23 protein-coding genes are annotated in these 23,409 nt (G+C 67.1%); 16 read left to right on the top strand and 7 right to left on the bottom strand.

Going from position 1 to position 23,409, the window contains the following annotated elements; genetic code table 11:
• Nucleotides 1-55 precede the first annotated feature (55 nt).
• From ABB55_RS05085 to fdxB, 8 genes are all read left to right on the top strand, one after another.
• A complete protein-coding gene (locus tag ABB55_RS05085) occupies nt 56-331 on the top strand; it encodes a type II toxin-antitoxin system Phd/YefM family antitoxin (RefSeq protein WP_054357842.1) in 276 nt (91 codons plus the stop codon).
• Nucleotides 328-720 carry a type II toxin-antitoxin system VapC family toxin gene (locus tag ABB55_RS05080; protein WP_054357841.1) on the top strand — a complete coding sequence of 131 codons (393 nt, stop codon included), beginning with the start codon at nt 328-330 and terminating at the stop codon, nt 718-720. The genes ABB55_RS05085 and ABB55_RS05080 overlap by 4 nt, the downstream gene beginning before the upstream one ends.
• A 149-nt stretch (nt 721-869) precedes the next feature.
• The gene (gene nifE / locus ABB55_RS05075) at nt 870-2,357 is read left to right on the top strand and encodes a nitrogenase iron-molybdenum cofactor biosynthesis protein NifE (protein WP_054357840.1); all 1,488 of its coding nucleotides are present in this window, start codon (nt 870-872) and stop codon (nt 2,355-2,357) included.
• A gap of 11 nt (nt 2,358-2,368) precedes the next feature.
• A complete protein-coding gene (gene nifN, locus ABB55_RS05070; protein ID WP_054357839.1) occupies nt 2,369-3,760 on the top strand; it encodes a nitrogenase iron-molybdenum cofactor biosynthesis protein NifN in 1,392 nt (463 codons plus the stop codon).
• The gene (gene nifX, locus ABB55_RS05065) at nt 3,723-4,217 is read left to right on the top strand and encodes a nitrogen fixation protein NifX (RefSeq protein ID WP_054357838.1); all 495 of its coding nucleotides are present in this window, start codon (nt 3,723-3,725) and stop codon (nt 4,215-4,217) included. Before nifN ends, nifX begins: the two co-directional genes overlap by 38 nt.
• A gap of 40 nt (nt 4,218-4,257) precedes the next feature.
• Nucleotides 4,258-4,722 (top strand): NifX-associated nitrogen fixation protein, encoded by a 465-nt coding sequence (locus tag ABB55_RS05060; protein ID WP_054357837.1) that lies wholly within the window; start codon nt 4,258-4,260, stop codon nt 4,720-4,722.
• Nucleotides 4,723-5,944: 1,222 nt separating this feature from the next.
• Nucleotides 5,945-6,145: a CCE_0567 family metalloprotein gene (locus tag ABB55_RS05055; protein WP_054357836.1), complete on the top strand. Its 201-nt coding sequence runs from the start codon at nt 5,945-5,947 to the stop codon at nt 6,143-6,145.
• A complete protein-coding gene (fdxB, locus tag ABB55_RS05050) occupies nt 6,145-6,459 on the top strand; it encodes a ferredoxin III, nif-specific (protein WP_054357835.1) in 315 nt (104 codons plus the stop codon). Before ABB55_RS05055 ends, fdxB begins: the two co-directional genes overlap by 1 nt.
• A 98-nt stretch (nt 6,460-6,557) precedes the next feature.
• Here fdxB and purU read toward each other — a convergent pair whose 3' ends face one another.
• Nucleotides 6,558-7,409 (bottom strand): formyltetrahydrofolate deformylase, encoded by an 852-nt coding sequence (gene purU, locus ABB55_RS05045; RefSeq protein ID WP_054357834.1) that lies wholly within the window; start codon nt 7,407-7,409, stop codon nt 6,558-6,560.
• 591 nt (nt 7,410-8,000) lie between these two features.
• Here purU and ABB55_RS05040 point away from each other — a divergent pair.
• Nucleotides 8,001-8,948 (top strand): ubiquinone/menaquinone biosynthesis methyltransferase, encoded by a 948-nt coding sequence (locus ABB55_RS05040; protein ID WP_083463364.1) that lies wholly within the window; start codon nt 8,001-8,003, stop codon nt 8,946-8,948.
• Nucleotides 8,949-9,012: 64 nt separating this feature from the next.
• On the opposite strand, the gene ABB55_RS28700 is transcribed toward ABB55_RS05040, so the two are convergent.
• Entirely contained in the window at nt 9,013-9,219 is a 207-nt protein-coding gene (locus tag ABB55_RS28700) for a pyocin activator PrtN family protein (RefSeq protein WP_338053644.1), read from the bottom strand.
• Nucleotides 9,220-9,634: 415 nt separating this feature from the next.
• On the opposite strand from ABB55_RS28700, the gene dusA reads away from it, so the two are divergent.
• Nucleotides 9,635-10,702 (top strand): tRNA dihydrouridine(20/20a) synthase DusA, encoded by a 1,068-nt coding sequence (gene dusA, locus ABB55_RS05035; protein WP_276326395.1) that lies wholly within the window; start codon nt 9,635-9,637, stop codon nt 10,700-10,702.
• Between the two features lie 136 nt (nt 10,703-10,838).
• Here dusA and ABB55_RS05030 read toward each other — a convergent pair whose 3' ends face one another.
• Nucleotides 10,839-11,516 (bottom strand): retropepsin-like aspartic protease family protein, encoded by a 678-nt coding sequence (locus tag ABB55_RS05030; RefSeq protein WP_054357832.1) that lies wholly within the window; start codon nt 11,514-11,516, stop codon nt 10,839-10,841.
• Nucleotides 11,517-11,552: 36 nt separating this feature from the next.
• A complete protein-coding gene (locus ABB55_RS05025; RefSeq protein WP_054357831.1) occupies nt 11,553-11,753 on the bottom strand; it encodes a DUF1289 domain-containing protein in 201 nt (66 codons plus the stop codon).
• A gap of 450 nt (nt 11,754-12,203) precedes the next feature.
• Here ABB55_RS05025 and ABB55_RS05020 point away from each other — a divergent pair, with 450 nt between their 5' ends.
• On the top strand, nt 12,204-12,524 hold the full coding sequence (locus tag ABB55_RS05020; RefSeq protein ID WP_152981924.1) for a helix-turn-helix domain-containing protein: 321 nt from the start codon (nt 12,204-12,206) through the stop codon (nt 12,522-12,524).
• Between the two features lie 629 nt (nt 12,525-13,153).
• Nucleotides 13,154-14,161: a hypothetical protein gene (locus tag ABB55_RS05015; RefSeq protein WP_152981923.1), complete on the top strand. Its 1,008-nt coding sequence runs from the start codon at nt 13,154-13,156 to the stop codon at nt 14,159-14,161.
• 124 nt (nt 14,162-14,285) lie between these two features.
• On the opposite strand, the gene cobS is transcribed toward ABB55_RS05015, so the two are convergent.
• A complete protein-coding gene (gene cobS / locus ABB55_RS05010) occupies nt 14,286-15,140 on the bottom strand; it encodes an adenosylcobinamide-GDP ribazoletransferase (RefSeq protein ID WP_083463362.1) in 855 nt (284 codons plus the stop codon).
• Between the two features lie 77 nt (nt 15,141-15,217).
• Here cobS and cobT point away from each other — a divergent pair, with 77 nt between their 5' ends.
• Nucleotides 15,218-16,240 carry a nicotinate-nucleotide--dimethylbenzimidazole phosphoribosyltransferase gene (cobT, locus tag ABB55_RS05005; protein ID WP_054357828.1) on the top strand — a complete coding sequence of 341 codons (1,023 nt, stop codon included), beginning with the start codon at nt 15,218-15,220 and terminating at the stop codon, nt 16,238-16,240.
• Nucleotides 16,241-16,321: 81 nt separating this feature from the next.
• Here the strand turns inward: cobT and ABB55_RS05000 are convergent, their stop codons facing one another.
• The gene (locus ABB55_RS05000; RefSeq protein ID WP_054357827.1) at nt 16,322-17,923 is read right to left on the bottom strand and encodes a sensor histidine kinase; all 1,602 of its coding nucleotides are present in this window, start codon (nt 17,921-17,923) and stop codon (nt 16,322-16,324) included.
• A 321-nt stretch (nt 17,924-18,244) separates the two neighbouring features.
• Between ABB55_RS05000 and ABB55_RS04995 the strand changes: the two genes are divergently transcribed.
• Together ABB55_RS04995 and ABB55_RS04990 are read left to right on the top strand one after the other, a co-directional pair.
• Complete coding sequence (locus tag ABB55_RS04995) at nt 18,245-18,883, top strand: uracil-DNA glycosylase family protein (RefSeq protein WP_054357826.1); 639 nt, start codon at nt 18,245-18,247, stop codon at nt 18,881-18,883.
• Nucleotides 18,884-18,992: 109 nt separating this feature from the next.
• A complete protein-coding gene (locus ABB55_RS04990; protein ID WP_200912082.1) occupies nt 18,993-19,481 on the top strand; it encodes an Lrp/AsnC family transcriptional regulator in 489 nt (162 codons plus the stop codon).
• Nucleotides 19,482-19,611: 130 nt separating this feature from the next.
• Here ABB55_RS04990 and ABB55_RS04985 read toward each other — a convergent pair whose 3' ends face one another.
• Complete coding sequence (locus tag ABB55_RS04985; RefSeq protein ID WP_160321164.1) at nt 19,612-21,987, bottom strand: EAL domain-containing protein; 2,376 nt, start codon at nt 21,985-21,987, stop codon at nt 19,612-19,614.
• Nucleotides 21,988-22,575: 588 nt separating this feature from the next.
• On the opposite strand from ABB55_RS04985, the gene ABB55_RS04980 reads away from it, so the two are divergent.
• On the top strand, nt 22,576-23,358 hold the full coding sequence (locus tag ABB55_RS04980; RefSeq protein WP_054357823.1) for an ABC transporter substrate-binding protein: 783 nt from the start codon (nt 22,576-22,578) through the stop codon (nt 23,356-23,358).
• Nucleotides 23,359-23,409: the final 51 nt, after the last annotated feature.

Genomic DNA, 23,409 nt, shown 5'->3' with positions numbered 1-23,409 from the left:
AATTGACCTTGTGCGCCTTCTTGCCCATGCTGGCGCGACGCTGGAGGGTGGAGCCATGAATATTCCGCTCAAGGATGCAGAAGGTCACCTCGCCGAACTGGTCCGCCGCGCCGAAGCCGGCGAGGAGATCGTGCTCACGCGCGAAGGCGCACCAGCGGCGAAACTGGTTTCGCTGGCGCCCGCCCCGAAGCCGCGCGGCAACGCCACGAACGAGGACATCTACGCGGTCATCGATCGCATCAGCCGGTCCGCCTCTGCCAAGGCGACGCCCGGCCCGGACGCGGCGCGGTCGCAGGATTTTCTCTACGGCCACGACGGTCTGCCCCTGTGATCGCGGTCGACACGTCGGCACTCGTCGCCGTCCTGCAGCGCGAGGCCGGTTTCGAACTGATATCCCGATCTCTCGTCGAGGCCGACCGGCGGGTGATCTCCGCCGGGACGCTGACCGAGGCGAAGATCGTCGCCGTCATGCGCGGCTATCTCGAGGAACTCAACGAACTGATCGACGCCCTTCACGTCGAGGTCGTGGCCGTCGATGCGGATACGGCCGATACTGCCGCTGCCGCCTACCGACGGTGGGGCAAGGGATTCGATCGGGCCGGGCTCAATTTCGGCGACTGCTTTGCCTACTGCCTGGCCAAGCACTTGGATTGTCCGCTCCTGTTCGTCGGCAACGACTTCGCGGCCACCGATGTCGTTGTGGCTCTTCCGCCGATGTGACGTTGCCTTTCCGACATCGTCGTGTCGACTGTCGGGCCGAGTGCTTCGAGGACGAGAAAAATTCAATGAAATCATAATATTAATATCCTGGCACACCGCTTGCTGATCTCCCCTCACGAGACCATCGGCGTCGCGGAGGGGCCAGGCCCATGTCGCTGCAAGCGCGCATTCAGGACGTTTTCAACGAGCCGGCCTGCGACAAGAATCAGGCCAAGGACGCCAAGGCGAAGAAGAAGGGCTGTTCGAAGCCGCTGACGCCGGGGGCGGCGGCGGGCGGATGCGCCTTCGACGGGGCCAAGATCGCGCTGCAGCCGATCACCGACGTGGCGCATCTGATCCACGGCCCGCTCGCCTGCGAGGGCAACAGCTGGGACAATCGCGGTGCCGGCTCGTCCGGCTCCGATCTCTGGCGCCGCTCCTTCACGACCGACCTGACCGAACTCGACATCGTCATGGGGCAGGGCGAGAAGAAGCTGTTCCGCGCGGTGCGCGAGATCGTCGAGCGGCACGCGCCGCCGGCCGTGTTCGTCTATTCGACCTGCGTCACCGCGCTGATCGGCGACGACATCGAGGCGGTCTGCCGGCGCGCCGGCGAGCGCTTCGGCCTGCCGGTGGTGCCGGTCAACGCGCCGGGCTTCGTCGGCTCCAAGAATCTCGGCAACAAGCTCGCCGGCGAGGCGCTGATCGACCACGTCATCGGCACGCTCGAGCCGGACGATGTCGGCCCGACCGACGTGAACATCCTCGGCGAATTCAATCTCGCCGGCGAATTCTGGATGGTGAAGCCGCTGCTCGACCGGCTCGGCATCCGGGTGCGCGCCTGCATTCCCGGCGATGCGCGCTACCGCGACGTGGCCGCCGCCCATACCGCGCGCGCCACCATGATGGTCTGCTCGACCGCGCTGATCACGCTCGCCCGCAAGATGCAGGAACGCTGGGGCATTCCCTTCTTCGAGGGCTCCTTCTACGGCGTCTCCGACACCTCCGACGCGCTGCGCAGCCTCGCCCGGCTCTTGGTGATGCGCGGCGCCGACCCGTCCCTGATCGAACGCACCGAGGCCCTGATCATGCAGGAGGAGGCGATCGTCTGGCAGCGGCTGGCGGCGTTCCGGCCGCGCCTCCAAGGCAAGCGCGTGCTGCTCAATACCGGCGGGGTGAAATCCTGGTCGGTGGTCGCCGCGCTGCAGGAGGTCGGGTTGGAGATCGTCGGCACCTCGACCAAGAAGTCGACGCCGGAGGACAAGGAGCGGATCAAACAGCTCCTGAAGGACGACAAGCACGCCTTCGACGCCATGGCGCCGCGCGATCTCTACGCGCTGCTCGCCGCCGGCAAGGCCGACATCATGCTGTCCGGCGGGCGTACCCAGTTCATCGCCCTGAAGGCGAAGATGCCCTGGCTCGACATCAACCAGGAGCGCCACCATCCCTATGCGGGCTATGACGGCATGGTCGAACTGGTGCGCCAGATCGACATCGCGCTCGCCAATCCGGTCTGGGAGACGGTGCGGGCACCGGCGCCCTGGGATGCCGGCGGCCTGCCTTCGGGCCTGGCGTCGGCCCCGGCCGAGGCCGGCGCGATCGCCCTGACCCGTCGCAAGTTCGCCGGCACCACCGCCGACGACATGGGCGAATGCTGAGGAGGCGCGTCATGGCATCGATCCTCCAACCTTCCAAGGCCGCGGCGGTCAACCCGCTGAAATCCTCGCAGCCGCTCGGCGCGGCCTTCGCCTATCTGGGCGTCGACGGCGCGGTGCCGCTGTTCCACGGCAGCCAGGGCTGCACCTCCTTCGCGCTGGTGCTGTTCGTCCGGCACTTCAAGGAGACCATCCCGCTGCAGACGACCGCGATGGACGAGATCGCCACCATCCTGGGCGGCGCCGACCATCTCGAAGAGGCGATCCTCAACCTGAAATCCCGCACCAAGCCCAAGCTGATCGGCGTCTGCACGACGGCGCTGGTCGAGACGCGCGGCGAGGATTTCGCCGGCGATCTCGCCGCCATCAAGGCGCGCCGGGCGACGGAGTTGGCCGGCACCGAGGTGGTGCTGGCGCAGACGCCGGATTTCGACGGCGCCATCGAGGAGGGCTGGGCCAAGGCGGTCACGGCGATGATCGAGGGCATCGCCGACCGCGCGCCCGGCCGCCGGCGCGAGCGCGACCGCGTCAACATCCTGCCCGGCTGGCACCTGACCGTCGCCGACATCGAGCATCTTCGCGCCATGGTCGAGGCCTTCGGGCTCGATCCGGTCATCCTGCCGGATGTCTCCGGGTCGCTCGACGGCACGGTGCCGGACCGCTGGATCCCGACCACCTATGGCGGCACGCCGATCGACGACATCCGGACCCTCGGCGACGCCCGCCACACCATCGCCATCGGCGAGCACATGCGCGCCCCGGCGGCGCGGCTCGCCGAATTGACCGGGGTCGACTATTCGCTGTTCCGCGACCTGACCGGCCTGAAGGCGGTCGACCGTTTCGTCATGCTGCTGTCGGAACTCTCAGGCCGACCGGTTCCGGCCGGCATCCGGCGCCGCCGCGCGCAGGCGCAGGATGCCCTGCTCGACGGGCATTTCCACTTCGGCGGCAAGCGCATCGCGATCGCCGCCGAGCCCGACCATCTCTACGCGCTGGCAACCTTCTTCACCGGCCTCGGCGCCGACATCCACGCCGCGGTGACCACGACCGGGCATTCGAAGATCCTGGAGCGCATCCCGTGCGACAGCGTCCAGGTCGGCGATCTCGGCGACCTGGAGCGCCTCGCCGAGGGGGCGGACCTGATCGTCACCCACAGCCATGGCCGCCAGGCCGCCGAGCGGCTCGGCCTGCCGCTGATGCGCGTCGGCTTCCCCGTCTTCGACCGGCTCGGCAGCCAGCACCTCCTGTCGGTCGGCTACCAGGGCCTGCGCGACCTGATCTTCCGCACGTCCAACATCTTCCAGGAGGCGCGGCGCGAGCCGGTGCCGGCCGATCTCGATCCCTTCCGCAACCGGGAGCATGACGACCATGACCGCCGTTCGACGCCTGCAACTCGTGAGCACTGACGAGGCGCCGGCTCCGCCGGAGCGCCCGACCGGGGCGGTGCGCGTGGCGATCGCGACCCGCGACATGAAGGGGCTCAACGCCCATTTCGGCTCGGCGCCGAAATTCGCCGTCTACGACGTGACCCGCGACGGCTGGAGCTTCGTCGAGGCGCTGGCCTTCGACGACAATTCCGACGAGTCCGGCGCCCACAAAAGCGAGGGCGAGGATCGCATCGCCCCCAAGGTCGACGCGCTCACCGGCTGCCATCTGCTGTTCTGCCTGGCGATCGGCGGCCCGTCCGCCGCCAAGGTCGTCTCCGCGCGCATCCATCCGATCAAGGTGCCGCAGGCCGCCTCGATCGAGGAGGTGCTGGAGAAGACCCGCACCATGCTGAACGGCGCCCCGCCGCCCTGGCTGCGCAAGGTGCTGGCCGAGGCCGGCCTCAACACGGCGAAGCCGAGCTTCGAAGACGACTGAGCCGGACGGCTCGCCCTCCACATCCGATCAGGAGACCCCGATGAGCACCGACCTTCTCGACAAGCCCGCCGGGCTCGCCTCGCCCTTCGTGCGCGCTCTGGTGCGCCTGATGCGTGCCGAGGACAGCTACGGCACCTGGGAGGGCCGCACCGATGCGGACCTTCTGACCGATTTCATCGTCACCAAGGAGCAGCGCCGCGAGATCCCGATCATCGGCGATCCCGATCCGGACGTGCTCTGGCGGCTGGAGAAATTCTACGCGGCGGTCGGCATCGACATCGAACGCGTCACCGGCCGCATCGCCTCGCCGATGATGAAGATGAGCCACGAGGGCTTCGGCCGCGTCCTGCTGACCTGCGGCCGGCTGGTCGTCCTGACGCGCACCCTGCGCGACGTGCACCGCTTCGGCTTCGAGACGATCGAGAAGCTCGGCGAGGCCGGCGACAAGCTGGTCGCCGACGCCGCCGGGTGGATCGAGACGCACCCCGACCTCGCCGACGCCTGAGGGGAGGGCGCACCCGAATGCGCGCCGGCCCCCGGGGAAGCCGCGGATCTGCCGGCGCAGTCCCGTCCCCCGGGGAAGTCGCAGACCCCCCGGGCGCATTCCCGGCCTCCGGTGAAGTCGCAGATCCCCCGGCGCATTCCCGGCCGGAGCGTTAGCGGAGAGCCGGGACCCACTCGCTCGCCAACCTGCCGCAAGCCTTTGCGCGGAATGCGGATTTTGACGCCGCCGTGAGGCGATTGGGCCCCGGATCGGCGGCCCTGGCGGGCCTTGTCCGGGGATGCGCCGGAAAATCTTGGGCCCCTTGGGATGCGTCGGGCTTCGGGAGACCGAAGGGATCCGCCGTGAGATCGTGGGGCTCCTCGGGATGCGCCGGGCTTCGGAGGACCGAGGGGATACGCCGGGAGATCGCGGGGCTCCTTGGGATGCGTCGGGCTTTGGGAGACTGAGGGGATACGTCGGAAAATCTTGGGCCCCTTGGGACGCGTCGGGCTTCGGGAGACCGAAGGGATACGCCGTGAGATCGTGGGGCTCCTCGGGATGCGTCGGGTTTCGGAAGGCCGAGGGGATGCGCCGGAAGATCGTGGGGCTCCTTGGGATGCGTCGGGTCTCGGGAGACCGAGGGGATACGCCGGAAGATCGGGAGACCGAGGAGATCCGCGGCTCCCGGGGAAGCCGCGGACCTGCCGACGCATCCGCGACCCCCGGGGAAGTCGCAGACCCCCCGGCGCATTCCCGGCCTCCGGTGAAGTCGCAGATCCCCCAACGCATTCCCGGCCGGAGCGTAAGCGGAGAGCCGGACCCACTCGCTCGCCAACCTGCCGCAAACCTTTGCGCGGAATGCGGATTTTGACGCCGCCGTGAGGCGATTGGGGCCCGGATCGGCGGCCCTGACGGGCCTTGTCCGGGGATGCGCCGGAAAATCTTGGGGCTCTTTTGGATGCGTAGGGCTTCGGGCGACCGGGGGATGCGCCGGAAGATCGTGGGGCTCCTTGGGATGCGTCGGCCTTCGGGAGATCGAGGGGAGACGCCGGAAGATCGCGGGGCTCATTGGGATGCGCCGGGAGATCAGGAGACCGAGGAGATCCGCTGAGGCTTCGCGAAACCCCGTGGGGTGCGCGGAGGCGAACGCGAGATAGGCCAGCCGATCGCCCGAACCGCAGCGGGCGAAGCCGGGGCCAATGTGGAAGTCATGACCCAGCCAATAGAGTCAAGGGAGCAGCCGATGTCCGATGTCGAAACGCTGAAGGCGGAGATCAAGAAACTCTCCGCCAAGGCCATCAATGCCAAGATGAACCTGCACGACCTGTCCGAGGAGCTTCCCGTCAACTGGACGTCGATCATGAGCGTCGCCCAGGCGGCCCACGACGCCTTTGCGGCGCTGGAGGCGGCGCGCGCCTCGCTCAAGGCCCGGGAGACCGCGTGATGGCCTACACGACCCGCGACGGCAGCGCCTGGATGCCCGAATACCTGACCCGGATCGACGCGGCGACCTGCATCGGCTGTGGCCGCTGCTACAAGGTCTGCTCGCGCGACGTGATGCATCTGCACGGCGTCGACGAGGCCGGGCAGGTGCTCGGCCGCGTCGAGGAGGGCGAGGACGAGGATTTCGACGGCGAGCTCAACCGCATGATCATGATCGTCGACCATGCCGGCGCCTGCATCGGTTGCGGCGCCTGCGCCCGCGTCTGTCCGAAGAATTGCCAGACCCACGTGCCGGCGGACCGGATCGCCGCCTGACGGCCCGGTCTGCCGAGCCCGCCCGGCGGCCTTTGACTGCGAAGCGGGAAGCGTCAAGCGGGCGGCCGCTGCGGCGCCGCCCGCCTCGCGTCGTTCGGTCAGGCGAACACCACCGTCTTGTGGCCGTTCAGCATGACGCGGCCCTCCACATGGCGCTTGACCGCACGGGCGAGCACCCGGCTCTCAATGTCGCGTCCGGTGGCGACGAAATCCTCCGCGCTCATCGCATGGGTGACCCGTTCGGTCTCCTGCTCGATGATCGGCCCTTCGTCGAGATCGGCCGTCACATAATGCGCCGTCGCACCGATCAGCTTCACGCCGCGCTCGAAGGCCTGGTGGTAGGGCTTGGCGCCCTTGAAGCTCGGCAGGAAGGAATGGTGGATGTTGATCACCTTGCCGAACAGCCGGCGGGACAGGGTGTCCGACAGCACCTGCATGTAGCGCGCGAGCACGACCAGATCGGCATCGGTCTCCTGGACGAGCTGCAGCAGCCGCTCCTCCTGTTCGGTCTTGTTGGCCTTGTCGACCTTCCAGCAATGGAACGGGATGCCTTCGAGCTCCGCCGTGCGGCGGCTGTCCTCGTGGTTCGAGACGATCGCGGCCACATCGGCATGCAGCCAGCCGACCCGGATCTGGTAGAGCAGATGCAGCATGGCGTGGTCGAATTTCGACACCATCACGATCAGCCGCGGCCGCCGCGCGCGATCCATGATCGACGCCTTGATCGAGAAGCGGTCGATCGCCGGCTTGAGGGCGCGCTCGAGCGAATCCTTGCTGGTCTCGCCGCGCGTGTCGAAGGCGATGCGCATGAAGAAGCGGTTCGACGGGCTGTCGAGGAACTGGCTCGATTCCACGATGTTGGCGCCGAGGCCGGCCAGTTCCGTGGTGACCGCAGCGACGATGCCGGGCCGGTCGTCGCAGGCAAGCGAAAGGACGAAAGCGGAGGACATGGGAGATCCTGGCAGGGCGTCGAGCCGACGGCTTCCGCCGCCATGACGGCGGGTCGCCGGGCGCTCGTCGCCGCGGTTGGTGTCGGGCCTGGTCGCGTCCCCCCGGGATCGTCTTCGGTCTTGGCCTGCCGGCCGCATCGGACCCGCGCGGCGGCAGCGATCCGCCGTGCGACCCCGATCCGCCGACACGCGGATTGCTTCTACAGCATCCGAACCCGGCCGCGATGCCACGGATGCGACATTCTCCCCAGGAATGCTGCATTGCAAAAAACGCAAGCCGGCCCAAGACCTTCGGGCCCATGGGGGCGATCGGGACGCATGGTTCCGGTTCGGCTCGTGAGGCCGAGCGGCAGCCGGCCGCGCGATGGGGCGCCGCCAGCCTGCGGCGCGACGCGGCCATGACCCTTCGGCCCCGACGCGGTCACGCCCCCGGGTGAATGTCTCGGGGCTCTTCGATGGCCAGGCGCGGCGGGCAGGGCGGAGGGGACCACAGGAGCGGGATCCTGGGCGCAAGGCCTCGCCCCTCGAGCGCGGGCGCCGGGACTTCGGTCCGTCTCGGACGTGATCCGACATGGCGGACGGACCCGACCCATGCGGGTGACGTCCCCGTTTGGTGGTGTCGTTGGACGGAGCGGTCACCCCGCGCAAGCCGGCCGTCGGCGGCCGAATACGATCCTTCGCGCATGGCTTGTGCGGGTCTCGCCGGCGGGCGAAATTGGTTTCGCTCGTTGGCCGCCAACCTCCGACCGACACCCGTCGAGTGACCGCATGACCGAGCCTTGGTACCAGCCACCACATCTGGCCGAGAATGCCGCGTCCGCTTCCGGCAACGCCGCTGCCTTCGCTCCGTCGGCCGACGATGTCTTTGCCCGCATCGCCGGCCGTTACGATTTCCTCTGCGACCTCTTCAGCCTGTTCGCCCACCGCGTCTGGAAGGCGCGCATGGCCCAGGTCATCGCGGAGGCGCCGGGCGCTGTGGTCCTGGATGTCGCCTCAGGCACCGGCGGCATTCCCTTCCGCGTCCTCGATCGCCTTGGCAAGCGTGCAGACGCGCCGCGCATCATCGCCACCGACATCTGTCCGCAGATGCTCGACCTCGCCCGGCGCAAGATCGGCGAGCGGCCGGGCGTGGATTTTGCGCTTGCCGATGCGCATAGCCTCGAAGCGTTCCCGACGGCGTCCGTCGATGTCTTCTCGATCTCGTTTGCCATGAAAATCTGCGACCGCCACCGCGTGCTGGACGAGGCGGCGCGCGTGCTGCGTCCCGGTGGGCTCTTTCTGTGCCTCGAGGCGGCGCGAATCCCGAACGAAGCCCTGCATTGGGCCTACCTGAAGTATGTCGATTGGTGCATGCCGATGATCGCGCGTTTGGCCACGGGCAACGATCCGGGCGCCTATCAGTACTTGACGCGCGGCATCCACGGCTTCCCGTCGCAGCACGAATTCGCGCGCGAAATCGGGGCGCGCGGCTTTCGCGATGTCGGCTACGAGAACATGACGGCGGGCATCGTCGCTCTCCACCGCGGCGTCAAAACGTGAACTGAAACCCGCCCGGACTCGGTGCCAGGCCAGCTGAACGCATTCCCAAACGGACTTTAAGACCCTATGGCGTAACCGCAGAGCACTCACGGCGGGCTGCAACTCTCCGCGCATCAATCCATTCCGCCAGATCCTGCAAATGGACACCCTTCTCCGAATTCTGGCTGGTCTCCATTCGTACGAGGGGTAAAACACTCTCGCCCGCTCCGACCTTGCGCAGGAACTTCTCGGGTGTGAGATGCGCGAGATAGTCACGGCAGGCGGTGTCCACTGGGAGACTGCCTGTCGTTTGTATTGCACCATCAGCAGGAACAGGGTGTTCATCTCGCTGCTCTCCGGAGCAGGTCGGTCCACGCGCCCGAAGGCGGTCGGGCCGACAAGGCCGATCAGCACCACACAGGCGGTCGCGCTGGCGCCAATCATCGTACCCGGCCGGAATCCTGGCTGATCGGTAAGGTCTTCGCGTTCGACGCCGCCAGGATGTGTTGAACGGTCTCGGCGCTCAATGCGACCAGCCTTGGCGCTTGATGGCAACTTGCGCCATATAGACGACGGTTCCTTCCTTTCGGTACCCGTCTGCGATCGTCCCGCTTACAGCAGGACCTCTCGAGTTGGGGGGGCGTGCAAAGTTGGCGATGAAGACAGACCGAAATGGCAATGAATGAGATCCAAATAGGCGAGCAGGCTTGAACGACCATCCGCAGAATTCCGCCATTCCGCCGGCCCTCCAAGCCGCCCGCTTCTCCGTCGCGCCCATGATGGATTGGACCGACCGCCATTGCCGGTTCTTCCATCGGCTGCTCTCTGCGCGGGCGTTGCTTTATACCGAGATGGTGACGACGGGAGCGGTCCTGCATGGGGATCGGGAGAAGCTCCTTGGCTTCTCGCCGGCGGAGCACCGGATCGCGCTGCAGTTGGGCGGATCCGATCCGCGCGATCTGGCGGCGGCGGCGCGGATCGGGGCGGACTGGGGCTATGACGAGATCAACCTGAATTGCGGCTGCCCGTCCGACCGGGTCCAGTCCGGGCGCTTCGGCGCCTGCCTGATGGCCGAACCGGCGCTGGTCGCCGAGGCGGTCGCGGCCATGAAGGCGGCGGTCGGCGTGCCGGTGACGGTGAAATGCCGGATCGGCATCGACCATCAGGACCCGGAGGCGGCGCTGCCGGGCTTCGTCGACGCGGTCGCCGCGGCAGGCGCCGACCTCGTCGTGGTGCATGCGCGCAAGGCCTGGCTCGACGGCTTGTCGCCGAAGGAGAACCGGACCGTGCCGCCGCTCGATTATCCGCTGGTCTTCCGGCTGAAGGCGGCGCGGCCGGCTCTGCCGATCGTGCTCAATGGCGGGCTCGCCGATCTCGACCAGGCCGAGGCCGCGCTCGCCCATGTCGACGGCGTCATGCTCGGCCGCGCCGCCTACGAGAACCCGCGGCTGCTCGCCGCCGTCGACCGGCGCCTGTTCGGCGCGGACGCTCCGGATGCCGATCCCTTCGTGGTCGCCGAGCGGATGGTGCCCTATGCGGAGAGCGTTGTGGCGCGCGGGTTCCGCCTGTCGAACGTCACCCGGCACATGCTCGGGCTCTTCAACGGCTGGCCGGGCGCGCGGGCCTGGCGCCGGCTGCTGACCGTGGAATCGGTCAAGCCGGGCGCCGATCCGCGCCTGATCCTGGACGCGCTGGCGCTGGTGCGCCGGCCCGAACTGGAGGTGGCGCCATCGGCCGGCGGCGATGCCGCGGTGGCGTCCGACGCGGCCGCTTAGGGCGTCGTCCGATCGGCAAGGACCGGAGGGCGCGCTCGAAGGTTCGGTTGCGCCGGCCGTCTCAGATGCGGACCGGTCGGTCTGGTCGGACCTGGCGCCCGGTCGATCGAGCGGGAGGGATGGGGCGGCCGCGGGGCTACCGGCGCAAGGTCAGCCGGTCGCCCTCGATCGTGAAGGAGGCCATCCGCGACAGGAAGCTGTTGCCGAGCAGGCTCGTCTCCAACTGGCCCGGCCGCGCCACCAGCGCCGAGACGCGGCTTTCGACGATCTCGCCGATCTCGATGCGGTCGAGCACCACCGGGGCGGCCTGGGTGGTGCCGTTGGCGGTCGAGACGCGGATGTCGTAGCGCAGGCGCGCCATGTCGAGCCCGATCTCGCGCGCGTCGCGGTCGGTCAGCACGACCGAACTCGCGCCGGTATCGACCACCAGCCGGATGGTGCGGCCGTTCACGGTCGCCTTGACGCGGAAATGCCCGTCGTTCGACTTGGCGACCATCACCGCGCCGGGACCGGCATTGACGGCGGTTCCGGGCGAGAGGCCGGCCACGGCGCGCTCGGCGAAGGCCTTCAGATCCTCCTTGTAGCCATAGCCGGCGACCAGGGCGAACAGGACCGCGAGCCAGATGGCCGCGCTCTGCAGCATGGCGCCGAAGCGGCCGCGGAAGCCGCGCAGCATGGTCGCGCCGGCAAAGGTCGCCACGGTTCCGATCAGGACGATGCGCGAGAAGTCGCCCGACGGCAGGCCGAACACCTCGCCGCGGTCGTGGTTGACGATCAGCAGCCCGACGGCGACGAAAATCACCAGCAGGACCATTCCGTACCGCATCCCTCGCCACTCCGCTCGCACGCCTCAGGGTGCCGTGCCGCCGTCGCGCCGGACCGACCGGCGCGCGGGAAGCGTCGCCATGATCGCCGCTCGCTCGGCGTTCGTGAAGAGGCCCCAGCCGGCAATCTCGGCGAGCGTCCGCTCGCAGCCCAGGCAGACGTCCCCGCCGGGTTCGATCCGGCAGACCTTGACGCAGGGAGAGAGGATGGCGGCGGACTGCGGCATGGTCGAGGCAGGCTCCCGGGATGACGGAACGGCACGATCGCAGCGGTCCCGGCCGGCATGATAGCCGGCGGCGCCGTCATCTCGAAATCGGCGCCCACCGATCAAGCGCCTCGAGGCGTCGACCGCACGCGAAGCGCCTTCGGGGCTCCGTTTCCCGAGACAATCGCCAGTCACCAGGATGGCGTCTCCAATCAAGCCACGAACTGCGCCCCTTGAGTGGAACCGCTTGCCTGATAATGGGGAATCGCGATCGAATTTATTCGACCGAGGGAATCAGTCATTAATGCACCGTTCAGGCACGATCGGAGAAGAAGCATAGGCCGAGAATACGGCATGATGACGGAGTTGTTACGTTCTCGGACGGCAACAGCTCATCGGTTCGTTCAAGTCACAGCGTGCATGGGTTGGATCGCCAGATTCACAGTTCAATCAGCCGGCGGGGGATCGGGCTTGGTCAAAAGCGAATGGAAGAAGCGGTTGGTGTTGGCGATCCGGCAGGAGGTCGCACGGGGGCGGACTTTGAAGGAAATTTCCCAGACCGCAGGGTTGGGTCCCAATTTCGTCCAACAATTGATCAATTCCGACAAGGTTCCCAGCGTCGATGCCCTGATTGCACTGTGTGGAAGCCTTAAAATCACGGCCGCCGGGCTGTTCCCCGAGGCGCCGGAGCCGCAGGCGACGGAGATCATGGACTTGGCTTCGAAGCTGAGGCCGGAGGACTTTCGGGTGGTTCTGGAGCTTGCGCGCTATCTCGCTTCAAGAAATTCATAGCCAGTTCTTTGATGATGGCACGCTCCTGGGTCGACAGTTTTTTCAAGACGTTCAGTAATTCTGACATTTGCTCATCATTGTCGACGCGGTCGCCTGCCACCCTGATCTCCAGCATATTTCCATTTTCGGCACGAAGATCCCGGCTTTTTTAGGGGATTTTCTTGTCGATTTAAAGTTTATCTTGGTCCCGAAAATTTATTGTATTGCACCGCGCATCCTGTCAACAAAAAATGTCGATCTTATGGAATTCATATAAATCGATTAGGCTCATGATTAGTATATATAGGCTTATCCTATCGCGAATATATTCATATTCACGAAATAGAAACCGTTCTATGGCGATGACCTATTGAATGCGAGCATCGATCTGCCGTGAGGCGTAGCATTTCGCCTTTGGTGAACGCTTTAGAGTTTCATTATGCTGTGGTACACGATATAGCGTTTGTATCTGGTTGTAAATCACGTGAGCTCAAGCCATGCCCGGCAAATGCTTGTATATGCATGTTGGAATGCCAAAATCAGGTTCGACATCGATCCAAACATCCCTGTTTCAGAACCCAGATGTATGCCAGGCGGCCGATGTCTTCTATCCAAGATTGAATTGGAATCACTCGAAACCAATTCTCTCGATGTTCGGTGACGATACCAAAACGTTTATAACTGCATACGGAAATCGCTATCACTATCCGATATCTGCAAGCGACCTCGAGTCCATCCGCAGTCGTTTTCTGAAGGAGATTACGGACTCCGATTGCAGCACCCATGTGATCTCGGGGGAATCGCTGCAGCGTATGACGCCGGAGCGGTGTCGCGCGCTGCGGGAGATGCTGGCGCCCCTGTACGACCGTATCCGGATCCTCGCCTATGTCCGTCATCCGTTCGGATGGGCGAGCAGTCGGGCGCAATTCAGCCTGAAGCGATATGCCAGACCGATCGCCAGCATGTTCGATCCGGAGATGCTGCGCTCGATGGAATCCCCTGCGATTCCCAAGTACAGCCGCTTGGAAACCTTCATCAACGAGTTCGGCGCCGATAATGTCGATATCCGGATCTTCGACCGGCAGCATTTCGTCGGCGGCGATCTCCTTCAGGATTTCGGCACCGCGATCGGGAAGCCTGACCTGGGCCGCGGGCTTTGCGGGGCATGGACCAACGTTGCCTATTCGTCAGAAGCCGTCGCGATCCTCGATCGTTACGTGTCGCGCACGCCGCGACTGATCATGGGGCGTTTCGCAAACATCCGGACGTCGCTCGAAGACCTGCCGGGCTCCAAATACTCCCTGCCTCGCCGCGATCTGGCGAAAATCTGGACCCACTCTCAGCCGCAGGTCGAATGGCTGCACCGGGCCATCGGGCGCGAGTGTTTTCATGAGGTCTATCCCGCGGAAGCCGATCGCGGGGCGGTCTGGTCCGACGAGACCGTCGACCATCTCGAACGCCGGCTCGGCATCCGCTGGAAGAATGTGTGCGACCGCAACGGGACCGTCGGCCCCCGGGGTCTCGATCTGCTGTGTGACGGGTTCGAACGACTGGCGCCCGATGCCCGGCAAAAGAGCCTGCTGAATCGCGCCGGTTCGGTCGGCCTGATCGGCGCCCTGCGCTATATGCGGTCCGCCGGCTACCGTCTGGTGCGCTGACCCGTCCCCTCCGGGTGGGGGCAGGCGTCGATCGGCCGACCGGACCTGTCCGAGGCTGGCCGGGTCGCGGGCGGCCACGCTGCCGGAACGGTCACGCCGCCAGGGCGATCACGCTGCCGGGCCGTCACGCCGTCAGGGCAGCCAGGAAGGCGATCTCGGCGACCTGCTGGGCGCCACCGATGACGTCGCCGGTCTGGCCGCCGATCTGGCGGCGGCTGAGGAGGCCGAGGAGGCCGACGGCGAGCGCGGCCAGGACGATGCCGGCGAGCGGGGCGAAGGCCGGGCCGTGCAGCGCGGCGAGCGGCCCGGCGAGGACGATGCCGAGCCCGACGGCGATGGCGGCCGTCTTCCGGGGGATCATGCCGGCAGCATGGGAGGCGCCGGTCGCGCGGGCCGGCGGCAGGAAGGCCATCAGGGTGATGGCGAATGCGCGCGACAGGGCGGCGGCGGCGAGCAGGGTCAGCGCCGCGCCCGGCGCGCCGCGCGCCGCGAGCAGGCCGGCCAGCAGCGCGGCCCGGATCAGGAGCGCCAGCATCAGTGCCGCCGCCCCATAGGCGCCGATCCGGCTGTCCTTCATGATCTCCAGCTTGCGGTCGCGGCTCGCCCCGCCGCCGAAACCGTCGGCCAGATCGGCGAGCCCGTCCTCGTGCAGCGCGCCGGTCGTGGCGAGCCCGACGGCCAGCGCGAGGCCGGCCACGGCCAGGGGCGGCAGGCCGGTCGCGCCGAGAAGACCGAGCACCAGCGCCGCCGGCAATCCGACGACCAGGCCGGCCAGCGGCAGCAGGCGCACGGCGCGTGCGAAATCGGGCAGGGCGGCGGGATCGTCGAGCGCCGACAGCGGGGGCACGGGGATGCGCGAGAAGAAACGGATCATGCCGGCGAGGTCGGCGAGGGCGCGCGCGACCGGACGGCCGGCCGCGCCGTCCCGGTGCGGGGCGGGCGGTCGGGGCCCGATCGGGCCGGTTTGCTGAGCCGCCATTCCTGCCCTCCGGCTTGCTCTCCCGGTCCCGGACCGATAGACCGCACCCCGATCCCTTCGACCGAGAGCACGAGTCCATGGCCGATACCGCGCTTCCCTTCGACGACTTCCGCGATCTCGTCAATCTCGTGCCCGGCCCGGACGAAGCCGCCGTCGCCGCGGTTCGGGCGCGCGACCGGGATCTGACCAAGCCGGCGGGCGCCCTCGGCCGGATGGAAGCGATCGTCGAATGGCTTGCCGCCTGGCAGGGCAAGGCCCCGCCGGCCGTCGACCGGCCGCTGGTCGCCGTCTTCGCCGCCAACCATGGTGTCACCGCACAGGGCGTCTCGGCCTTTCCGGCTTCGGTGACCCGCGCCATGGTGGAGAACTTCGCCGCCGGCGGCGCCGCGATCAACCAGATCTGCGCGGCTTCCGATATCGGCCTGAAGGTGTTCGAGCTGGCGCTCGATCACCCGACGCCCGACATCAGCCTGGAGGACGCCTTCGACGAAGCCGGCTGCGCGGCCACCATGGCCTTCGGCATGGAGGCGCTGGCCGGCCAGCCCGACTTGCTTTGTCTCGGCGAAATGGGCATCGGCAACACGACGGTGGCCGCCGCCCTGTTCCTCGCCCTGTTCGGCGGCGAGGCGGCCGACTGGGTCGGCCCCGGCACCGGCGTCGGCGGCGCGGCGCTCGCCAACAAGGTGGCGGTGGTCGAGCGTGCGGTGGCCCGCCTCGACGGGCGTCTGTCCGACCCGCTGGAAATCCTGCGCCGCCTCGGCGGCCGCGAGATCGCCGCCATGGCCGGGGCGATCCTGGCGGCCCGGCACCAGAAGGTGCCGGTGGTGGTCGACGGCTTCGTGACCACGGCGGCGGCCGCGGTGCTCTGGGCCGCCAATCCGGCCGCACTCGACCATTGCCTGTTCGCGCATGTCTCCGCCGAGCCGGCCCATGCCCGCGCGCTCGCCGCCATGGGCAAGGTGCCGCTGCTCGATCTCGGCATGCGTCTCGGCGAGGGCACCGGCGCGGCGCTGGCCGCCGGTCTCGTGCGCATCGCGGCCAAGACCCATGCCGGCATGGCGACCTTCACGCAGGCCGGCGTGGCCGGCAAGCTGGACTGACGACGACGCTCAAGGCCGACGGCCCCTTCGGGGCGGACGGCCGGCGGCGGCAAGGCGAGCCGGCCGGACGCGCCCGACCGGTCAGCGCCGCGCCGACTGGCGGCGGAGCATGTCGAGCGTGGAGCCGTTGGCAACCGGCGTGCCCATGCCGGCGGCGCGCTTCGGGCGGTCGCGCACGGCCGGCATGATTTCCATGACGCGGGAATTCGGCACCGTGAAGGTCACCTCGGTGCCTTCGCGCAGCTTCGATTTGATGTCGAAGGTTCCGCCATGCATCATGACCAGGGCCTGCACGATGTTGAGGCCGAGGCCGGTACCCTGTTCGGCCGACTTGATCGCGATCGAGCCCTGCCCGAAGGCCGACAGCACGACCGGCAACTCGTTCTCCGGGATGCCGGGGCCGGTATCCTTGATCGAGACATACTGTCCGCCGCCGGCGGTCCAGCCAACCCTGACGGCGATCTCGCCGTTGGTCGGGGTGAATTTGACCGCGTTGGACAGCAAGTTGAGGATGATCTGGCGCAGCGCCCGTTCGTCGGCCCAGACCTTGGGCAGCTTGTCCTCGTATTCCTCGATGATGGTCAGGCCCTTGTTGCGCGCCCGAAGATTCATCATGTGGACGCAGTCCTCGACCACGTAGGGCAGCGTGACGGCTTCTTCGTTTAGCGTGTAGCGGCCCGCCTCGATCCGGCTGATGTCCAGGATCTCGTTGATCAGGTTGAGCAGATGCCGGCCGGAATCGTGGATGTCGGTGATGTAGCCCTTGTAGGTCTGGTTCTCGAGGGGGCCGAGCAGCTCCTGCTGGATCACCTCCGAGAAGCCTAGGATGGCATTGAGCGGCGTGCGCAGTTCGTGGCTCATCGTGGCCAGGAACCGGCTCTTGGCGAGGTTCGCCTCCTCGGCCTTGCGGCGCGACTCGTCGGAGATCGCCTTGGCCTGCTCCAGTTCGGCGATGAGCGAATCCTTCTCCGCCCGCGCCTCGATCTCGGCCAGCGCGGCACGGTGGAAGCGGAACCCGAGACTGGCGAAGAAGACCTCGCAGGCCAGCGTCATGCCGGCCAGCACGGCCAGATAGGAGATCGCCTGCGGGCCGGAGTTGAACGCCCGGTAGGCGAAGATGGCGGCCGTGATCGTCGTGACCGGGATGGTCGCCGCCAGGATCGAGGCCGGCAGATGCGAGGCCAGCGTCGAGGAGATCGCGACCACGATCAGCATGGTCGAGAACTGGAACACGTCGGTCGCCGCGGTCGCCTGCGACGGCAGCACGAACAGCAGCGCCCAGGCGAAGGACATCACGCCGTCGAGGATGAAGAAGCGGCGTTTCCAGCCGGCGATGAAGATCGAGCGGCTCTCGATGGCCAGAAGCCGCCGGCAGAAGACGATCGACGTGAAATGCACCGCAAGCGCGATCGCCACCCAGCAGGCGAGCAGCATCCGGTCCGTCCAGAGCAGGCCGGCCGAGGCGGCCAGTCCGATCAGGAGCGGCGGCGCATAGGCGGTCGAAAGCCGCGCCCGGGCGTGATCGAGCAGGAGTTCGTTGTCGAAGGCCGGCTTCAGCCCGCGCGCCGCGCTGAGCTGGTCGCGCAGATCGCGGACGGTGCGCGAAACCTGCCGCCGCCGTTCCGCACGACGGGCGTTCTGGGTCGTCTTGTCGGCATTCGGCAGCGCCACGCCGTCGCTCATTCGGTATTGGTTCCCGCGTCCCCTTCGGCTTTCGGACTGTGATTCAGAATGTTTAAGATCGGCCTCAGGGAAAAGGTTAACGATCCCTCCGTCCGGACCCTCCCGGGCCTGGCGGTGCCGGCCGCGACCGGCCATCTGACGTTGAGGGCATGCCGGCGTCGGTGGGCGACCGTCCGGTCTTTCCGACGGGCCGCCGATCCGCCGGGTGCGAAGCCGCGGGACGGCGCGGGCGGCCAGGGCGAGACCTTGCCCCGGCTTGGCGTGAACGCGCCGCGTCGATCCGACTGAGACGACCCGGCTCCCGGAGACCGACCCTTATCCATGTCCGCGACCTCTCCCGATCCGATTGCCGAACTCGATCTGGCCATCCGGACCTGTCGCATCTGTCGCGATGCGCCGACCGGAAGCCCCCTGCCGCACGAACCCCGGCCGGTCGCCCATCTGTCGGCGACGGCGCGGATTCTCGTTGCCGGCCAGGCGCCGGGCACGAAAGTGCATGCGTCCGGCTTGCCTTTCGATGACGCCTCCGGCGACCGGCTCAGGGACTGGATGGGGATCGGCCGCGATCTCTTCTACGACACGCGCCGGATCGCCTTCCTGCCGATGGGATTCTGCTTCCCCGGCCAGGATGCCGCCGGGGGCGATCTGCCGCCGCGCCGCGAATGCGCGCGGGCCTGGCGCGCCCGCGCCATGGCCGCCATGCCGGCGGTCGAACTCGTGCTGGCGGTCGGCCAATATGCGCAGGTCTGGCATCTCGGCGGGCTGAAGCCTGTCGGCATGACCGAAACGGTGGCGCGCTGGCGGGAGATCATGGCCGGCACCGCCGGGCCGCGCATCCTGCCGCTGCCGCATCCGTCCTGGCGCAACACCGGCTGGCTGAAACGGAATCCCTGGTTCGGCACCGAATTGCTGCCGGTGCTGCGTGCCGAGATCGCGCGCCTGACCGCTTCGATAGAATGAAATTCCAACGATCGGGACATCGATCGCAACGCGAGCAATCCTTGGGTCTGCTTTCATTGAAATGGGGAATGTGGTACTCATCGCATGCGCGCATCAGGGGGTTCGCATGATTGATCGCATCGACCGCAAGATTCTCCAGATCCTGCAGGAGGACTGCACGGTCCCGGTCGCCGAGATCGGACGTCGGGTCGGTCTTTCGACGACGCCCTGCTGGCGGCGCATCCAGAAGCTCGAGGAGGACGGCGTGGTGCAGCGGCGCGTCGCCGTGCTCGACCCGCGCCAGGTCAACGCCAAGGTGACGGCCTTCGTGGCGATCACGACCAACCAGCATTCCGAGGATTGGCTGAAGCGCTTTGCCGACATCGTCAGCCAGATGCCGGAGGTGGTCGAGTTCTACCGCATGGCCGGGCAGGTGGACTATCTCCTGCGCGTGGTCGTCCCCGACATCGAGGCCTATGACGTCTTCTACAAGAAGCTGATCGCCCGCATCGAGATCGCGGATGTGTCGACCACGTTCGCCATGGAGCAGATCAAATATACGACGGCACTGCCGCTCCAGTTCGTGGCGACCGAGAAGGTCGTGGCCGAGAAGGCCTGAGCCCGATTGCTGGTTGAAAACCGGTTGCCGGTTAGACACCGGTTGCCGGTCGAGCACCGGTTGCCGGTCGAGCACCGATTGCCGGTCGAACAACCGGTCGTCTGCCGATCGCCTGGTCGTCCCGGACGCGTCAGGCGCTCAGCACTTCGATGTCCGGATCCGGCGGCGCGGAGCGGTCCGGATCGTTCGTCCGGTATCCGGCGCTGGCGGCGAGCAGTTCCAGGAAGTCGCGCGCCGGCATCGGCCTCGCGAACAGGTAGCCCTGGCCGAGATCGACGCCGAGTTCGAGCATGCGGTCGCGCTCTTCGACCCGTTCGATCCCTTCGGCGACGATCGGCAGCCCCAGTTCCCGACCCAGCGTGACGGTCGTGCGCATCAGGGCGCGCGTGCGGCGATTCTGTTCGCCGTCCTGGCCGATCGAGCGGGTGAAGGAGCGGTCGACCTTGATCATGCTGACGGGGAAGCGGTCGACATAGTTGAGCGACGAATAGCCGGTTCCGAAATCGTCCAGGGCGAAGCGGATGCCGAGGCGGGAGATCTCGGACAGGATCTCGTTGACCTCGTCGGCATCTTCCAACAGCGCCGTCTCCATGATCTCCAGTACGAGGTTCGAAGGGCCGGGCAGGCCGGTTTCGAGCAGTTCGGAGAGCAGGTTCGGCAGGTCGCGGTTGACCTGTCCGCCCGACAGGTTGACGGAGACGAAGAAGTCTGGATTGCGCGCCGCGGCCACCAGGGCCGGAATGATCCGAGCGGCCTCGCGGAGGACCAGCCGGCCGAGTTCCTCGATCAGCCCGGTTTCCTCGGCCACCGGGATGAACTCGGCCGGCATGACCAGTCCCCGGGTCGGATGGTGCAGCCTGAGCAGCGCCTCGCCGCCGACCATCCGGCCGGTCGCCAGGCGCACGATCGGCTGGATGGTCAATTCGAACCAGCCCTTGGCGAGGCCGGAGCGGACGTCCTGTTCCTGGGTCTGTCGCACCAGCAGGGCCTCGGCCAGCCGGCGTTCGAAGCGCTCGACCCGGTTGCGCCCGGTTTCCTTGGCACGATAGAGGGCGAGGTCGGCGGCGAGCAGCAGGTCCTGGCCGCTCAGTCCGTCGGCCGGGAAGCAGGCGACACCGATGCTGGCGGAGGATTCGATCACCGCCGGCCCGACATCGGTCGGCTTGCGCAACTGCTCCAGCAGGCGCCGGGCGAAGGTGACGCCCTCCGGACCGTCGAGGCCGGGGATGAACATGGCGAATTCGTCGCCGCCGAGCCGCCCGGCCATCGCGCCGCCGAGACCGGCTTCGGCAAGCCGGCGGGCGAAGGCGATCAGCAACTGGTCGCCGGCCGCGTGCCCATAGGCGTCGTTGACGCGCTTGAAGCGGTCGAGATCCATGACCAGCGCGACGCCGCGGCCATTCTGCCGGCAGAGCCGCGTCACCTCCGCCTCCAGCCCTTCGACGAAGCCGCGCCGGTTGGTGAGGCCCGTCACGGGATCGGTCAGCGCGAGGCGGACCATCTCGCGTTCGACCGACTTGGTGCGCGAGACGTCGGACATCACCGAGAGACTGATCGGGAACTTGCCGCCGAGGCGGAGATCGGCCGTTTCGGCCAGCACGACATCGAGCGTCGAGCCGTCATATTTGACGAGCCGCAGCGGCGTTTCGGGCGTGACCCCGCGCGCCAGGAACTGCGGCAGGGTTTCGTTCATGTAGACCGCGGCGCTGTCCGGCGTGAGGAAGGTCGCGAGCTTCCGGCCGATCACGTCCTGGCGCTTGTAGCCGGTCGCGACCAGCCAATGGTCGGAGACATGCAGCAGCGTGCCTTCGCGGTCGACGGAATGCAGCATGGCCGGCGTGCGGTTGTACAGCCGCTCGAGACGCTCGTTGAACTGCCGCCGCCGCCGCTCGCCCTCGTCGAGGCGCGCCTGCATCTCGTTGAAGGTTTCGACCAGTTCGCCGAGTTCGTCGTTGGAGTCCCAGTCGACCCGCTGGCGCAACGTGTCCGCCTGGCTCGACCGGATGGCGGCGGTGACCCGGGACAGGGGCTCGGCGATCAGCCGGCGATTGATCGTCAGCATCAGGAAGATCAGCGCCAGGCTGGACAGCGACGTGTGCAGCATCGCGTGGGCGACGCTCTGCAGCAGCCGCTGCGACAGCGTGACATTCGAATAGCCGACCTCGAGGACGCCGACGCGGGTCGACCGGTTGCCGTCGGTATAGTGGATCGGGGTCGACAGGCGGCTCATGTCCGGTCCCGCCTGGCCGGATTCGATGATCGAACGGCCGGTCTCGTCGAGGACCCGGACGATGATGACCTCGTTGTTGCCGAACATGCCCTCGACGATCAGGCGCGCCTGATCGTAGCGATAGTGCCAGAGCGTATCCGACAGGGCCGACGCGAAGCCGCGGATACTCGCCCAATGCTTCTGGTGCACCTCCTGCTTGACCATGTCGTAGGCCGCATAGCCGAAGATGATGCTGATCAGCAGATTGAGCACCACGATCGTCGGAACGACCGTCAAGAGAAACTTGGTCCGATAGGACCGGAAGGCGGGTCTGCCCGGTTCCGGCGCCTTCGTCGGTCGCGGCGGCGCGACCCCGACGCGCATCGCGGCCCGTCCAAATCGACTGGGATTCCGGTTGGGCAAGGCCTGGTCGGTCATCGTGCGGCCGGTCCGCTCGGGCGACGGTGGCCGGTATTCGGACGGCGGCCGGATATCCAAGGCGCCAGGGACGGCGTCGGCGCCCTTTCGGACGCACCGATGCAGGCCGGCGCGGGCGGCATGATGCCGTCCCGGCCGACAAGTATAAGGACGCGACAATGACGCACTTGAGACATGGCCAACCCCTGATGCCGCCGATCCTGGCGGTCAACTCTAAAGAAAACGGCAAGAGAAACGGCGGGGTGCCGTTATGGTTACCGGTTGGCGTGCCGGCTGCCGGGCGCGTGGCGCGACCCGGCGGATGCACGCAATAATCCCCAGGATTGGGCCGGCCCCCGTTGCGTAAAGCTCGGAAACAGTGTGAACTTTGAATATGCAGGCACCGGCGCCCCGCGTGGCGGCTCGGCGTGCTTGCGGAGCGGGTAAACCAACGAAGAGGAAGTCGTCATGCGTTTCGTCATCGGATTGGCCGCGGCGGCGGTTGCCCTTGCCACGGCCGCCATGCCCGTTGCCGCCAAGGAATGGAAGACCATCCGGATCGGTACCGAGGGCGCCTATCCGCCCTTCAACTTCCAGGATTCCAACAAGGAACTGCAGGGCTTCGACATCGACATCGCCAAGGCCCTCTGCGACAAGATGAAGGCGAAGTGCGAGTTCATGGCCCAGGACTGGGACGGTATCATCCCGGCGCTGAAGGCCAAGAAATACGACGCCATCGTCGCCTCGATGTCGATCACCGAGGAACGCAAGAAGCAGGTCGACTTCACGGACAAGTATTACCAGACCCCGGCGCGTTTCGCGACCAAGAAGGTCGGCGGCTTTACGGCGGTGACCCCCGAAGCCCTCAAGGGCAAGACCGTCGGCGCGCAGTCTTCGACGATCCATGCGAACTATCTCGAAGATCTGTACAAGTCCAAGGGCGTCACCGTGAAACTCTACGGCACCCAGGACGAAGCCAATGCCGACCTCGCGGCCGGCCGGCTCGACGGCGTTCTGGCGGATTCGGTCGTTCTCTACGAATGGCTGGAGAAGGGCGACGCGGGCAAGTGCTGCCAGTTCGTCGGTCCGGACATCAAGGACGTGAAGTATTTCGGCGAGGGCGCCGGCATTGCCGTGCGCAAGGAGGACAAGGACCTCAAGCAGCAGTTCAACAAGGCGCTGGCCGAGATCATCAAGGACGGTACCTACGAGAAGCTCAACAAGAAGTATTTCCCCTTCTCGATCTATTGATCGGACCCGAGGCCCCGCCGGCCGATGTCCGGCGGGGTTGGTGATCCGTCC

It is taken from the genome of Prosthecodimorpha hirschii, from assembly GCF_001305515.1.
Classification (GTDB): domain Bacteria; phylum Pseudomonadota; class Alphaproteobacteria; order Rhizobiales; family Ancalomicrobiaceae; genus Prosthecodimorpha; species Prosthecodimorpha hirschii.
The sequence above is the reverse complement of the archived record's forward strand: the minus strand, read 5'-3'. Positions and strand labels throughout refer to the sequence as shown.